The organism is Manganibacter manganicus (assembly GCF_002075885.1).
GTDB lineage: Bacteria > Pseudomonadota > Alphaproteobacteria > Rhizobiales > Rhizobiaceae > Mesorhizobium > Mesorhizobium manganicum.
In genome coordinates, this window is sequence record NZ_MDET01000011.1 from 50,161 (window position 1) to 63,115 (window position 12,955).

The window sequence follows — 12,955 nt, forward strand, 5'->3', positions numbered from 1 at the left end:
CCACGATGTTGTCGGGAGATCGCCATGCTTTTACATCGCCCCACCAGCCAGTTGAGTCCTGAGTGCCAGGACAGATGCTGATGTTGGCGCCCTTTCGCGCAGCGACGCGCACGCTGGCGGTACTCGTTGCCGCATGGCAGGCGCTGGTCTGGATATTTTCGCCGCCGCGCTACATCTTGCCCGCCCCGCTCGACGTGCTTGGCGCCTTATGGCGCCAGCCAGGCTATTTCTTGGCAAACACATGGGTGACGCTGGCTGAGATCGCCGTCGGCTTCGTAGCGGGAACATTGATTGGCGTCACCATCGCGCTCGGCGTGGCCGCTCTGCCGCGTTTCGGCAATCTCGTCTGGCCGATGGTGCTGGTGTCGCAGGCCTTTCCCGTCTTCGTCATCGCGCCGCTGCTGGTGCTTTGGTTCGGCTTCGGCATGGCCTCCAAAGTGGTGATGACGACGCTCATCATCTTCTTTCCCGTCGCCTCCGCCTTCGCGGACGGGCTGCGCCGGATCGACCCCGAGATCATCGACGCCACCGCGATAACCGAAGCGACCCACTGGCAGACACTGATCCGCGTGCGCGTGCCGCTGGCCCTGCCTTCGCTTGTTTCCGGATTGCGCGTCGCCGCGCCTCTGGCGCCGCTCGGCGCCATTATCGGCGAATGGGTCGGCGCGTCGGCGGGTCTCGGTTTCGTCATGGTGCAGGCCAATGCCCGCATGCAGACCGACACGACGTTCGCCGCCATGGCGATCATAGCCCTGCTGACGCTGGCGCTGCGCCGCGCGGTCGATCGGCTGGGGCCTCTTCTCACCCCCTGGGCTGAAGAAAACGAATTTTCCCATCGCGTCAACAAAGGGAAGCGACCATGATGCGTGCTCTGATATTTGCCGTTCTGATCGGCTTTGCCGCCACCGGCGCCGCGCGGGCGCAAGACCGGCTTACCGTGCTGCTGGAATGGTTCGTCAATCCCGACCATGCCCCGCTTGTCGTGGCGCGCGAACTCGGCCTGTTCGAGAAGGCGGGACTGGATGTCGAACTGCTGCCGCCTTCCGATCCCTCCATCGTGCCGCGCGCGGTGGCCTCGGGGCAGGCGGATGTCGGCATCCATTACCAGCCCAACCTCTATCTGGATCACGCGGCGGGCGTTCCGCTCATCCGGTTCGGCACGCTGGTCGAGACGCCGCTCAACACGCTCACCGTGCTGGCCGATGGGCCGATCGCGGGCATCGAGGACCTGAAAGGCAAGCGCATCGGCTTTTCCGTCTCCGGCTTCGAGGACGCCATGCTCGGCCGCATGCTGGAACATGTGGGCGTGGACAGGAAAAGCGTGGAGCTGATCAACGTCAATTTCGCGCTGACGCCCTCGCTCATTGGTGGTCAGGTCGATGCCACCATCGGCGGTTTCCGCAATTTCGAACTGACGCAGATGCGGCAAGAAGGCCATGAAGGCCGGTCCTTCTTTCCCGAGGAGCATGGCGTTCCGGTCTATGACGAATTGATCTTCGTCACGCGGCCAGAACTGGTTAGCGACGATCGGCTCAAGCGTTTCCTTGGAGCCGTCGAACAGGGCGCGATCTACCTCACCAACCACCCCGACGAGAGCTGGAAGCTGTTCACCCATGCCTACCCCGATCTCGACGATAAACTGAACCGCCAGGCCTGGGTCGACACGCTGCCGCGCTTCGCCAAGCGGCCCTTCGCGCTCGACCGCGCACGCTATGCCCGGTTTGGCGCGTTCATGGCCGAGAGCGGGCTGATCAAGGCCGCTCCGGCGGTGGACGACATTGCGGTGGAACTACAATGAGCATGCCTGCTGGGAACTGGGCCGACCTGCCTCAATGGCCGACCTCCATGCTGGAGCGCGTGCGCAAGCAGGCTCCGCGCGTGCACTGCCTGATGAACACTGTCGTGCAGAAGCTGGTGGCGGACGGGCTTTCGGCGCTGGGCGCGATCCCGTCCATGACCTCATCCACGGAAGAGGTGCAGGATTTCGCGCGCAAGGCCGACGCCTTGGTCGTCAATCTCGGCACGCTCGACAAACAGCGCCGCGAGGCCATCGGCCTTGCCGTGGATGTGGCTGCCGCACGCGAAATTCCATGGGTGCTCGACCCGGCACATTGCGATTACTCGCCACCACGTGCCCGTTTCGCGCAGGATCTGCTGCAACGCCAGCCCACCGCGTTGCGCGCCAACGCTGCCGAATATGGATTGCTGACAGTGCCGGATCGCGTCGTCGCCGTCGAGACCGGCGTCGTCGATCACATCAGCTTCGCCGGACAAACAATATCGGTCGCCAATGGCGATCCGCTCATGGCCAAGGTCACGGGCACAGGCTGTCTGTCGGGCGCGGTGATCGCAGCCTTTCTCGCAGTAGATGACGACCGCCATGCAGCGACCGCAGCCGCGATGCTGGTGCTCGGCGTGGCGGCGGAAAAGGCCGCCCTGAGCGCCAGCGGGCCAGGCAGCTTCGAGCCGGCTTTGCTCGATGCGCTCGCGGCACTCGATGGCGGGGACATTCTGGAAAGAGCGAAGGTAACGGGATGAGCAAGCTCGACTACAGACTGAACGCGATCGTGGACGGCAGCTTGCAAGACGTCGGCGATTTGGCCGAACTTGCCGCGATTGCTGCCGGGAATGGCGCGACGATCGTCCAGTACCGCGACAAGGATGCGCCGACACGGACCATGGTCGAGCGTGCGGCCGCAATCCGGGCCGCGCTCGCCGGCAGCGGGGTGCCGCTCGTCGTCAACGACCGGATCGACGTCGCGCTGGCGGCGGAGGCCGAAGGCGTCCATCTCGGCCGCGACGACATGGATGTGGCGACGGCGCGCCGCTTGCTCGGCCCGGATGCGATCATCGGCGTGACCGTCAAGAACGAGGCGGACGCCGACATGGCCATCGCCGCACCGTGCGACTATGCCTGCATCGGCGGCGTGTTCGAGACTTTATCGAAGCAGAACCCCGACGCGCCGGTCGGCATCGAGGGCTTCGCGGCCCTGCGCAGGCGGATCGGCGTGGCAAAGCCTGACCTGCCGGTCGGCGCCATTGCCGGCATCGATGCCGGACGCGCCCGCGACGTGGTGAAGGCGGGGGCATCGGGTGTCGCAGTCATCTCCGCCGTTTTTCGGGCAACGGACATCGCGGCGGCGTCGCGCGATTTGCGGCGCGCGGTGGACGATGCGCTGGAGGGGCGTTCGTCATGACCGCCCCGACTCCGACCCCTGTTGCTCTCACCATCGCGGGCTCCGACAGCGGCGGCGGGGCCGGCATTCAGGCCGATCTGAAGACGTTTTCGGCGCTGGGGGTATTCGGCGCCAGCGTCATCACGGCCATTACCGCGCAGAACACGATGGGCGTGCGCGCCGTGGAAGACATATCACCCCAAATGATCGCCGCGCAGATCGACGCGGTGTTCGACGACATCCAGGTCGGCGCGACCAAGATCGGCATGGTCTCGCGCGCCGAGACAATCGCAATCATTGCCGGGCGTCTGCGCCGTTATGGCGTGCGGCCGGTGCTCGATCCGGTGATGGTCGCGACATCGGGCGACCGCCTGCTCCAGCCCGACGCCATCGACGCGCTTCGGACGCAATTGCTGCCGCTCGCAGCGCTCGTGACGCCCAATCTGCATGAGGCCGCCCTGCTGACCCGGACGTCGATTGCCGAGGATGAGGCGGCGATGGCGGCGCAGGCCGAGGTGATCCTCGAGGCCGGCGCGAACGCCGTGCTCGTCAAGGGCGGCCATGGCGACGGCCCGTGCAGCGCCGACGTCCTGCTCGACGGCCGCACCGTTACCCGCTTTTCCAAACCGCGTATCCAGACCCGCAACACCCACGGAACAGGCTGCACGCTGGCCGCGGCCATCGCGGCCGGGCTCGCACGCGGACTGGCACTGCCAGAGGCCGTCGGCGAGGCGAAGGATTATCTTCAGGGAGCCCTGGAGGCCGCCGCGACGCTCTCCATCGGCAAGGGCAGCGGACCGGTCCACCATTTCCATCGGTGGTGGTCGGCCTGATGGGGTCTGCTTCTGCGCTGCGGAGGGCTGGATGACCGCATGAGCCCAGTAGAGCAACCCACAGCCTCCGTGCCGCGACCGGCACGCCTAGCCGCGCAACTTCTGCGCTCCCTGGAAGCGGCGCTCGGGGCGGTCGCGGCCGCCGTTCTTGCCGTCCTTCTCGCTGTTGTGCTCACCGCCGTCGTTTTGCGCTATGCCTTCGGCACCGGGTTTATCGGATCAGAGGATCTCGGCATCTGGCTGCACGTGGCGCTGATTGCTGTAGGGGCGCCGTTGGCGCTGAACAGCGCGTTGGCCATGCGGTTCGACGGCGTTGTCTTCAGGTTGCCGGCTCATGGGCGAGCTTTCGCCGCTATCGGGGCCGATGTCTTCACCGTGCTGGCCGGCCTGATCCTCATCTTTGGCAGTGCCCGCATCGCCGCAATGCTGGGAGGCATCTCGCCGACGCTTGGCCTGCCCGAATGGATCCGCTTCGGCTTTTTCGGCGTTGGCGGCGGACTGATCCTGCTGGTCCTGGCTCTGCAACGCGTCGCAGAGGAAAGGGGTGCGGCCCTGCTTGCAGCCGCTGCCCTCGGCATCGTGCTCTTCGTGGCCGTCGGCCACGCAAGCGTGTCCGTCCCCATACCGTCAAGCATCGTGCTGGGACTGATCGTCGTGGTCGGCCTCATTGTCGCAGCCCCGATGCCCCATGCCTTTCTGGCCGCTGCCTATCTGGCGATCCTCTTCGGCAGCCCGCTGCCGGAGCAGGCGGTGGTGTCGACCACGGTGACGAGCGTGTCGAAGTTCCTGCTGCTTGCCATTCCCTTCTTCCTGCTCGTGGGCGAATTGCTGACGGCCTCGGGAACCGCCGCCCGGATCGTCACCTTCGCGGCCTCTCTGGTAGGCCATCGCCGCGCCGGCCTCGCGCAGACCACGCTTCTCACCAGCGTGCTGTTTTCCGGCGCATCCGGCTCGTCGGTCGCCAATGCCGCCTTTGGAGCGGCAATCTTCCAGCCAGAACTGGTGAAGCGGGGCTATCCGCCGACGCAGGCCGCCGCAATCATCGCGGCCACCTCGGTGCTGGACAACGTTATCCCGCCGTCCATCGCCTTTCTGATCCTGGCTGTCGCCACCAACCTCTCGGTCGGGTCGCTGTTTGTCGGCGGCTTCATCGCCGGGCCATTGATGGCGCTCTGTCTTGCTGTCGCCATCCACTTGACCATGCGGGAGGCGACACCGATGCCGCGCGCAGACGCCGCCGAGCGCCGGCGATCGGCATTCGCCGCCATTCCCGCCCTCGGGCTGGGCGTCATCGTAGTCGTCGGCATCCGCCTCGGCGTGGTCACGACCACGGAAGCGGCGGCGCTGGCGGCCCTCTACACGCTTTTCCTTGGCCTCGGGGCCCGATTGCGCTTCACGTCGCTTTATGTCGCTTTCCGGAAGGCTGCCGTCGAAGCCGCGGCAATCGGCCTGTTGATTGGCACCGCCGGTCCGTTCGCCTTCCTTTTGGCAACCGACAACGTTTCGGGGGTCGTCTCCAGCATGACAATGGCACTCGGCGGCAGCGCGATCGCTGTGCTGCTGCTTTCCAACCTCGTGCTACTCGCCGTGGGGCTGGTGCTGGACATCGGCGCTGCAATTCTGCTGTTCGGACCGATCCTGCTGCCGGCCGCGGTGGCAGCCGGCATCGACCCCATCGGGTTCGGCGTCATCATCGTGGTCAATTTGATGATCGGCGGACTCACGCCGCCAGTCGGCATTTTGGTGTTCGTGGTGAGCGGCGTCACGCGGCTGCCGGCCGGCGCGCTGTTTTCGGCCATCCTGCCCTATCTGGCAGCTCTTCTGGTTTCCCTCGCCCTGCTGAGCGCGGGAACTCTTCTCCTCTAAGCAAAGGAAAAAGATCATGACCGCCATCACGCGCCGCCGTTTCATCCATGCCACCGCTTCCGCCGGAGCGGGGCTTCTGCTTGCCCCCGCCATCGTCGGCAGGGCGCGGGCGCAGACGACGCTGACCGTCGCCTCGCTATTCGGTGACGACAAGCCGGAGACGAAGATCTGGCTGAAAATCCGCGACCTGGTTGAAGAGAAGCTGCCGGGAAAATTCAACTTCAACATCGTGCGCAACGCAGCGCTTGGCGGCGAGAAGGAAATCGCCGAAGGTATCCGTCTCGGCTCCATTCAGGCCAGCCTGTCGACCGTCTCGGCATTGTCGGGCTGGGTGCCCGAAGTGCAGATCCTCGACCTGCCTTTCCTGTTTCGCAACGCCGCTCATGTGCGCAAGGTCGTTGAGGGGCGGACCGGCGCCGAGCTCAAGCAGAAGCTCGCTGCGCAACAATTCATCGTTGGCGGTTTCATCAACTATGGCGCCCGCCATCTGCTGACCAAGGAGCCCGTCACGCGGCCTCGCCAACTCGCGGGCCAGCGCATCCGCGTCATCCAGAGCCCGCTGCACACCAAGCTGTGGAGTGCCTTCGGCACGACGCCGATCGGTATTCCGATCACCGAGACCTACAACGCGCTCAAGACCGGGGTGGCCGACGCAATGGACCTCACCAAGTCAGCCTATGCGGGCTTCAAGCTCTATGAGGTGGTGCCCTACCTTACCGAAACCGGCCATATCTGGGCGTCGGGCGTCGTCTACTTCTCGACCGGCTTCTGGAACGGCCTGAGCGATGGCGACAAGGAGGTCTTCCAGCAGGCCGCCACCGAGGGTGCCGCCCATTTCGACCAACTCATCGTCGAGGATGAGGACCGCTCGGTGGCGCTCGCGGCCAAGCACGGCGGCAAGGTGATAGCGCCCGAGGCGCGCGATGAGTGGGAGAAGGGCGCGCGCGGGGTCTGGGAGGATTTCGCCGGCATCGTCGGCGGCGCGGATAAGATCGAGGCGATCGGAAGCCTCTCCTGAAAAGACATTATAGGCACCGGCGGCCGGGATCGCCTCAATGCGAAATGGTCGGGACAAGCGGAGGGACATGACAAACAAGCTCGATCGTGAGATCGCAAAGCTGCAAACGGTTCATCTTCGCTGAAGGCACTTTGCGCCGGTGCCCGATCTTCAACTTGGACGCTGCCGCTGATTTCCTACGGTCGCGACCTCGGAGCGGCACGCGTATAAACAGCGGGGCCAAGGTACATGTCGCTTGGCATTTAAATGCAAGAATGCGGTGGTTTTGCCCGGGTTAGGCACTTAATCGTGAGAATTCCTGCAGCCAGATTCTCAAATTAACTGCATTTGCCTAGAAGCTCGCAGCGTGCCGGCTTGAGCTATCATGTTCTCTGCGGCGTCAGAGAATCGGGCCCGGTTGTCGCCCATCATGTGCCCACGCAGCATCCGGAGCATTTCCGGGCCGGCGCGCTCGACGATGGCAACGCCGGCCAGCAGAGCCGGCCGCATATCGAGCGGCAGGATCGGCTTTGCAGGTGTGGGCAGATTCTGCAATTGCTCGGCAACGACATGGTCGAGATCGGGAATGATGGCGCCGAGCACCCGGTAGCGCCAAAGCTCGTGCTCGCGCGGTAGGGGCCAGATCACTCGCCGCATCAACAGAAGCCGGGCGATTTCGGTCGCCGATGTCCAGGTTCGAATGCCGCGTTCGGCTTCGTCGTCGAGCAGCTTTTCACCCCGCAGAGCCGCACGGTGATTTTGCCGGAAAGGGGAGCGAAGTTCACCTTTTCCGAACCCTCGTAGTAGTGTTCCGCAATGTACGCAGGTAATCCGCCACCCCAGCAGCTGGTTTCGCAGGATTGGCGCTGGTTCCGCGCTACCGGGGCTGCAACGTGCACAGGTCTGTGCCGGCCTCGCGGCGATTAGTCGATGCGACGACTTCGGCACATTGATGAAGGTCATTCGACGTAAAACAGCCGGTTTGGCGGCGAAAATACTGGCGAGGCGGACTTCCTGATCGCCGCTCAGATGGAGATCGACTGCTCGCAATGAGGAGGCCTCCGGCAGGCAATGCTGGAGCATGACGAGCGGCGGAACCGCGTAGAAGGCGGCATGGCGACTGATCCAAGACGACAGAAGCTCGTCAGGGTAGGGCGGCAATCTCACTGGCAACTGCCGTGGCGGCGCGGTCTCCGTCATGCGAACGCCGCCTCGGCCTCGAACTCCGGCTCCCAGTTTTCGACAGATTCGTCTGCAATATGCTCTTGGCCGCGTTCGATGGCGTCAACCGCGAGGTCGTTGATCATGTGGAAGATGCTGGCGGTGATGCCCTCGGTTATCTGCAGAATCCGTCGCAGTGATTTCGGCGTGAGCACCGAGGGTCGACGCAGCGGCGTATTGCGCAGGATCGATGCCACCAGCGTCTCGAACTGCTCGTTCGCCGCCCACCTGCTCAAGGTGAACTGCTCAAACCGGCGTGCAAGCTGGACGTCGCCACCGATCGCCTCGCGCGCCTCGTTAACGCCGAAGCAGACCAGGGAGATCTGCAGACGATTGCTGAGGAAACGCAGCGTGTTCAGGACAATGCGCTGCTCGCGATAAGATCCGGCGAGAATGTTGTGCACCTCGTCGATCACCAGCACCTGCACACCGATGGCCTCCATGATGCGTAGCGCCGCTTGCTCCATCTGGGCGATATCGGCGCGTGGCCTCTGTGGTGCGCCGAGAAGGGTGAGCAGTTCGGCGTAGAACCGCCGCTCGCCGGGCCGGCTCGTCATCTCCATGGCCAGAACGGGCGTCTTCAGCGTACCCGTCACCGGGTTGAAGCACGGCGGGTGTTCGTCCCGGAACCGCTTCATGATCATGGTCTTGCCCATGCCACTGTCGCCATAGATCGCGACAGAAGGCATGCGTGTGCCGCGTGGATGGTCGAGAAGCCGGCTCAGCCGATCGAGCGCCTGCTTGGCGCGTGGGTAGAGCACCCATCGGCGCGATCGTATCGCGCGAATGCGCCGCTCGTCCGTTTCGGCAAGCAGTGCGCCGGCGCCGGCGGTCAGGTGGGAGATTTGATCGCTCATGTTTCACTCCAGCTCAATCTGTATCCTCAACAAAGGGTACAGGTTTGCTGGAGTCGACGCCGCGGAGCGAGCCCAATCCCCGATCATCCACCTTCGATTTCGAAGAAGCCTTCCCGCGTCGCGCAGCCGCCGTCTTATTGGTTGCCGCCTCGACCAATTCCCGCTGCGCGACGGCGGTGCGGACGATGGCGCGGGTGTCGACTTCGCGACGGCCCTTCGCACGTAAGGTACGCCGGGCGGTTAGTGCCTCGTGTAGCGTTATCGAGGGCAGGGTCACGTCGGCATAACGGGCCTCAACGAAGTTTCCCGATGGCCGCCGGACGAAGATGCGCGCCATGTCGCGCGGATCATATTTTACGAGTAGGCGCCGGTCAGAACGTCCGACGTCGGCGCTCAATGCCGGCGACCAGTAGCGCAGTTTGAACAGATGAATCCCGTCAGGCATCAACGTCCGCTCCTGCTCCGGCAGGAACGTCAGCCAGAAGCGCATTCGATCTTGCGGCAACCGAAGCGGGATTTCGCCCTCGTGCTCCCGCCACACCGCGATCGGCGGTCGACCCAGACTGCTGTGGATCGATTGATGATAAGCGCCGACAATGTCGAGAGCGATGTAGCGCTCGAGCTCCCTCAGAGTCAGTGCCGCATGTCGCTTCGAGTCATAGGCGCCCAACTCCTGTTCGTTGCTGAACGTTGTTCCGGGCAGGAGATGCAGCCTGCCCATCTGAGTGCCGATCAGGCGCTCGATATGACCGCCGAAACGCGGCTCACCGGGTGGCCGCCACTCGATCGCGATGCCCGCGTCCTGGCACCCTCGCTTGAAGGCCCGGCTTCGGAAGTCGGCACCATTGTCAACATGCACCATGTCCGGCAGACCGGCGACGGGCCAGGACTCCGTTATCTCGCGCTCCCGCAGCCATGCCGATTTGTCGAAGACGGAGTGTAGCAGGCACATGCTGGTGGACAGGTGGGACGGCGCCTCCATCGTGAGATAAAAGCCGGTCACCATCCGGCTGCAGACATCCATCGCCAGCGTCAGCCATGGCCGTCCGATCGGCTGCCGCGTCTCCTCGTCAACGACAAAGATGTCTGCCTTGGTATGGTCGATCTGGACCACTGCCAGGGGACGGGAGACTTCGAATGATCCGGGGACGGCCGTTGTCGCCTTGACGATTTTCTGTTCGCCACGCCGATTTGCGCGCTTCTGCAGGTCGATGTCCTTCACGCGGGCGACGATCGTTCGGCGATGTGGCGGCTTCAGCCCGACCGAAATGCAGTTCGTCTGCACGTCCCGCACCAACTGCGAGATCGTCGGTCGGGTCCGCTTCAAGTAGAACTTTTTGATAGTCTTGCTAACGATCTCCTCCCGTTTCTCGTCCAGCGTACGATGACCCACAGGCCGTCCACGCTTGCGATCGACAAGAGACAGAACGGTCCCGCCGACGCGGAACAGCTTGATCAGCCGGTAGGCCGTCGCCTGACTCACATTCATCCCGGCAGCGAGCCCCGAAACGTTTGCCGCGGTCGCACCGTCAGGATTGCGCCTCAGGAATTCACGGAGCGCATCTGCCCTTCGGCAAGCTTCATCCCAAAGCGCTTCGTCGATCTCATCAGGGATCCGATCTCTCATGGCAGGCTCGCGAGGAAAACATCACGAGTCTCATTCTCACATTAAGTGACAAAAGCCAATGCGCATTATCGAATTAACTGCCCATTCGCAAATTAAGTGCTGGCGTAAGCATCTGAAATCATTGAAGCATGATTCTCATCATTAAGTGCCGAGCGACAATCGGAAAGATTACAGTCAGGCTAACCTGCCTCAGTCGGAGGTTGACGCATGTCAGAAGCCAGCAGCAGCGGTGGGCCGGTGCCTTGCGTCAGCGGCTGGCGCTTAGCGCGGCTGCGGTAACGACAAGACAGGCCGGCGCGTCGAGGACGAAGCCGCCTTGCGTGATGCCGTTTTGCTCACGCGTCCCGGCGATTTTTGTCGCACGGGTCTACGACCGCCGGTCCGGCTGGCCGCATGCTGATGGCCTGGCGCTGGCTGGCGACACGGCCCGCGGAGAAGGGGCTGACGGAAAAAAACCTCGCTACGGTGTTGGACGAGTTCGGCTACGCCCCCGACGACGAGGTGGTCAGCGATCTGGCGGGCGAACTACCCCGGCTTTCGACAGAGGACATGGTCGGAATGCTGAAGGGTGCCTTCATCGCCGCCGGGCGATCCGGGTTCGGACGCGCCGTCGGCGCCTGGCTCGCAGACGCCCTTTTGGCGCGCTGCCTAGGCTGGACACACGCGGTGCCGCTGCTGGGTGCGGAGATGGTTCCGGCGTCGGCATCGGTCGTCCGCGCCGATCAGGAGCCGTCCTTACGGCGACGACGGGCATTGATAAGGAGGAGGCCTGGGCGAAAAGTCTGCTTGCCGCTCAGGCCCGTGCTGCGTTGCGCGCGATTGATCAGTCGGGCGAACCCGGGCGCCGATCGGAACGGTTGCTCACGGTGGCGCCGAAGTTCCGTGCCCGGGCATCCGGTCTTGTCATCGAACGGCTTCTGTCCGATGACGCAATCGTTGCCTCGGAACAGATCGCCGGGATGAGCGACCGCGGCCTGCGCCGCCTGTTCGATCGGCTGGTCGAACTCGGCGCCGTGCGTGAATTGTCCGGTCGTCCGACCTTCCGCATCTATGGGCTCTAGACACCATAGCGGAGCGAGCGGCCAGGCGACGAAGAGAAGGGCAGGGAGGCGAAGGCCTCTTTGACCGCGAACTGGATCATCTGCCGCCGGAAGCGCTGGCGCGAATGGATGAACCGTGTCGAAGCGACGATCTTTGCCGCCAGCGATCCGGTCGACCGCGAGGCGCTGGCGAAGATCGTCGGCAAAAGCTGCAGCATCGATCTTCTGATCGACGACATTCGCGAGGAGCTGCGTGGCCGGCCCTACGACCTGGTTTCCGTCGCCGGCGGCTGGAAGCATCTGACCCGGCCGGCCATGCTGATGCCATCCGGGCGGCGGTTGGCGCAGGCGAGGAGACGGCCGACCTGACGCAGTCCGAAATCCTGGTACTGATGTGCATCGCTTATTTCCAGCCGATCACCCGCGCCGAGTTGTCGTCTTTCTTCGGAAAGGAAATCAGCTGAGACCTGATCGGCCGTCTGCGCGGCGCTGGTCTGATCGCCTCTGGCCCGCGCATTCCGACGCCCGGCGCGCCCTATACCTACGTGACGACCAAATAATTCCTGCTTGAGTTCGGGCTCGATACGCTGCGGGATTTGCCGGATTTCGAGGCGCTCGAGGACGCGGGCCTGCTGTCGAAGGAGAAGCTGCTGGCCGGGGATACCCCAACCGCGCTGGCGAGCGGAGAGGGCGACGAAGAAGAGCCGGAGGCCGATATCGTCGAAGATCAGGTCTTTTGAACGGACAATATTCAGGGATGGCCGGGTAGCTCATGGCCACGAAGACTGATCCTGCGGCAGCCGGTGATCGGGATCGTGATGTTATCGCCGTCGACAAGGTTAGCCAGAAAAATCACCAGGTTAATGCCGCCGGCATGCCGCAGCGACGGAAGCAGGATGCCGCGAAGGCCCGCCGTGGTGACCAGTGGTATTCGACAGAGACGGCCGAATTGCATCGTTGCGAGCGTCGCAATCATGCTGGCTGGCGCAATATCGAATACGATCTCAGGCGGTGGGCACAGCGAGCGCGAACTCGAGGATTGGGTTCTTAGCTCAACACCGCCGCCGAGCGGCATGCGGATGGCCACCACCAACACCAGGGAACTATCGCCGGCCGGGCATCGGTCATTGAGGCGACACCATCGAGGCTCACAGGGAACGTACCCGATTCACTGGCACAGCTCAGAAATCGATGCAGTTATGCTCGGGCAACACCGGCTCATGCATCAATCTACAGGTTTTCATGGAGCCCCTATTTCAAGGCATCCAGAGCCTAGTCGCGTCTACCGAACAAACGGACTTGTAAACGTGCCCAAACGGGGTAAAGTGTGATCATAGA

The 12,955-nt window shown here is 63.7% G+C and carries 12 protein-coding genes and 1 pseudogene; 9 read left to right on the forward strand and 4 right to left on the reverse strand.

The window, feature by feature from the left end; translation table 11 throughout:
• Window positions 1-80 precede the first annotated feature (80 nt).
• The 7 genes from BFN67_RS08625 to BFN67_RS08655 are packed head-to-tail and all read left to right on the forward strand — an operon-like array spanning window position 81 to window position 6,893.
• Entirely contained in the window at window positions 81-863 is a 783-nt protein-coding gene (locus BFN67_RS08625) for an ABC transporter permease (RefSeq protein ID WP_080919277.1), read from the forward strand.
• Entirely contained in the window at window positions 860-1,798 is a 939-nt protein-coding gene (locus tag BFN67_RS08630) for an ABC transporter substrate-binding protein (protein WP_080919217.1), read from the forward strand. The genes BFN67_RS08625 and BFN67_RS08630 overlap by 4 nt, the downstream gene beginning before the upstream one ends.
• Entirely contained in the window at window positions 1,795-2,538 is a 744-nt protein-coding gene (locus BFN67_RS08635) for a hydroxyethylthiazole kinase (RefSeq protein WP_245295202.1), read from the forward strand. Before BFN67_RS08630 ends, BFN67_RS08635 begins: the two co-directional genes overlap by 4 nt.
• Window positions 2,535-3,197, forward strand: coding sequence for a thiamine phosphate synthase (gene thiE / locus BFN67_RS08640; protein WP_080919219.1), 663 nt, complete (start codon window positions 2,535-2,537; stop codon window positions 3,195-3,197). Before BFN67_RS08635 ends, thiE begins: the two co-directional genes overlap by 4 nt.
• Complete coding sequence (thiD, locus tag BFN67_RS08645; RefSeq protein WP_080919220.1) at window positions 3,194-4,009, forward strand: bifunctional hydroxymethylpyrimidine kinase/phosphomethylpyrimidine kinase; 816 nt, start codon at window positions 3,194-3,196, stop codon at window positions 4,007-4,009. Before thiE ends, thiD begins: the two co-directional genes overlap by 4 nt.
• Window positions 4,010-4,048: 39 nt before the next feature.
• Window positions 4,049-5,875, forward strand: a complete 1,827-nt coding sequence (locus BFN67_RS08650) for a TRAP transporter large permease (RefSeq protein WP_080919221.1) — start codon at window positions 4,049-4,051, stop codon at window positions 5,873-5,875.
• A 16-nt stretch (window positions 5,876-5,891) separates the two neighbouring features.
• Window positions 5,892-6,893: a TRAP transporter substrate-binding protein gene (locus BFN67_RS08655; protein ID WP_080919222.1), complete on the forward strand. Its 1,002-nt coding sequence runs from the start codon at window positions 5,892-5,894 to the stop codon at window positions 6,891-6,893.
• Window positions 6,894-7,205: 312 nt separating this feature from the next.
• Here BFN67_RS08655 and BFN67_RS08660 read toward each other — a convergent pair whose 3' ends face one another.
• The 3 genes from BFN67_RS08660 to BFN67_RS08670 are packed head-to-tail and all read right to left on the reverse strand — an operon-like array spanning window position 7,206 to window position 10,172.
• Window positions 7,206-8,072, reverse strand: a complete 867-nt coding sequence (locus BFN67_RS08660) for a TniQ family protein (protein ID WP_080919223.1) — start codon at window positions 8,070-8,072, stop codon at window positions 7,206-7,208.
• On the reverse strand, window positions 8,069-8,950 hold the full coding sequence (locus tag BFN67_RS08665) for a TniB family NTP-binding protein (protein ID WP_080919224.1): 882 nt from the start codon (window positions 8,948-8,950) through the stop codon (window positions 8,069-8,071). The genes BFN67_RS08660 and BFN67_RS08665 overlap by 4 nt, the downstream gene beginning before the upstream one ends.
• A 13-nt stretch (window positions 8,951-8,963) precedes the next feature.
• Window positions 8,964-10,172, reverse strand: coding sequence for a transposase family protein (locus BFN67_RS08670; protein WP_245295203.1), 1,209 nt, complete (start codon window positions 10,170-10,172; stop codon window positions 8,964-8,966).
• Between the two features lie 728 nt (window positions 10,173-10,900).
• Between BFN67_RS08670 and BFN67_RS25195 the strand changes: the two genes are divergently transcribed.
• Together BFN67_RS25195 and scpB are read left to right on the forward strand one after the other, a co-directional pair.
• On the forward strand, window positions 10,901-11,638 hold the full coding sequence (locus tag BFN67_RS25195; RefSeq protein ID WP_425349763.1) for a DUF1403 family protein: 738 nt from the start codon (window positions 10,901-10,903) through the stop codon (window positions 11,636-11,638).
• A gap of 5 nt (window positions 11,639-11,643) precedes the next feature.
• Window positions 11,644-12,357: pseudogene (gene scpB, locus BFN67_RS08680) on the forward strand (SMC-Scp complex subunit ScpB).
• An 11-nt stretch (window positions 12,358-12,368) separates the two neighbouring features.
• Here the strand turns inward: scpB and BFN67_RS24795 are convergent.
• Window positions 12,369-12,704 (reverse strand): hypothetical protein, encoded by a 336-nt coding sequence (locus BFN67_RS24795; protein WP_245295204.1) that lies wholly within the window; start codon window positions 12,702-12,704, stop codon window positions 12,369-12,371.
• Window positions 12,705-12,955: the final 251 nt, after the last annotated feature.

Coding starts and splice junctions, on each gene's coding strand:
- BFN67_RS08625 (WP_080919277.1), top strand. CDS start 81: ATGTTGGCGCCCTTTCGCGCAGCGACGCGCACGCTGGCGGTACTCGTT.
- BFN67_RS08630 (WP_080919217.1), top strand. CDS start 860: ATGATGCGTGCTCTGATATTTGCCGTTCTGATCGGCTTTGCCGCCACC.
- BFN67_RS08635 (WP_245295202.1), top strand. CDS start 1,795: ATGAGCATGCCTGCTGGGAACTGGGCCGACCTGCCTCAATGGCCGACC.
- thiE (WP_080919219.1), top strand. CDS start 2,535: ATGAGCAAGCTCGACTACAGACTGAACGCGATCGTGGACGGCAGCTTG.
- thiD (WP_080919220.1), top strand. CDS start 3,194: ATGACCGCCCCGACTCCGACCCCTGTTGCTCTCACCATCGCGGGCTCC.
- BFN67_RS08650 (WP_080919221.1), top strand. CDS start 4,049: ATGAGCCCAGTAGAGCAACCCACAGCCTCCGTGCCGCGACCGGCACGC.
- BFN67_RS08655 (WP_080919222.1), top strand. CDS start 5,892: ATGACCGCCATCACGCGCCGCCGTTTCATCCATGCCACCGCTTCCGCC.
- BFN67_RS08660 (WP_080919223.1), bottom strand. CDS start 8,072: ATGACGGAGACCGCGCCGCCACGGCAGTTGCCAGTGAGATTGCCGCCC.
- BFN67_RS08665 (WP_080919224.1), bottom strand. CDS start 8,950: ATGAGCGATCAAATCTCCCACCTGACCGCCGGCGCCGGCGCACTGCTT.
- BFN67_RS25195 (WP_425349763.1), top strand. CDS start 10,901: ATGCCGTTTTGCTCACGCGTCCCGGCGATTTTTGTCGCACGGGTCTAC.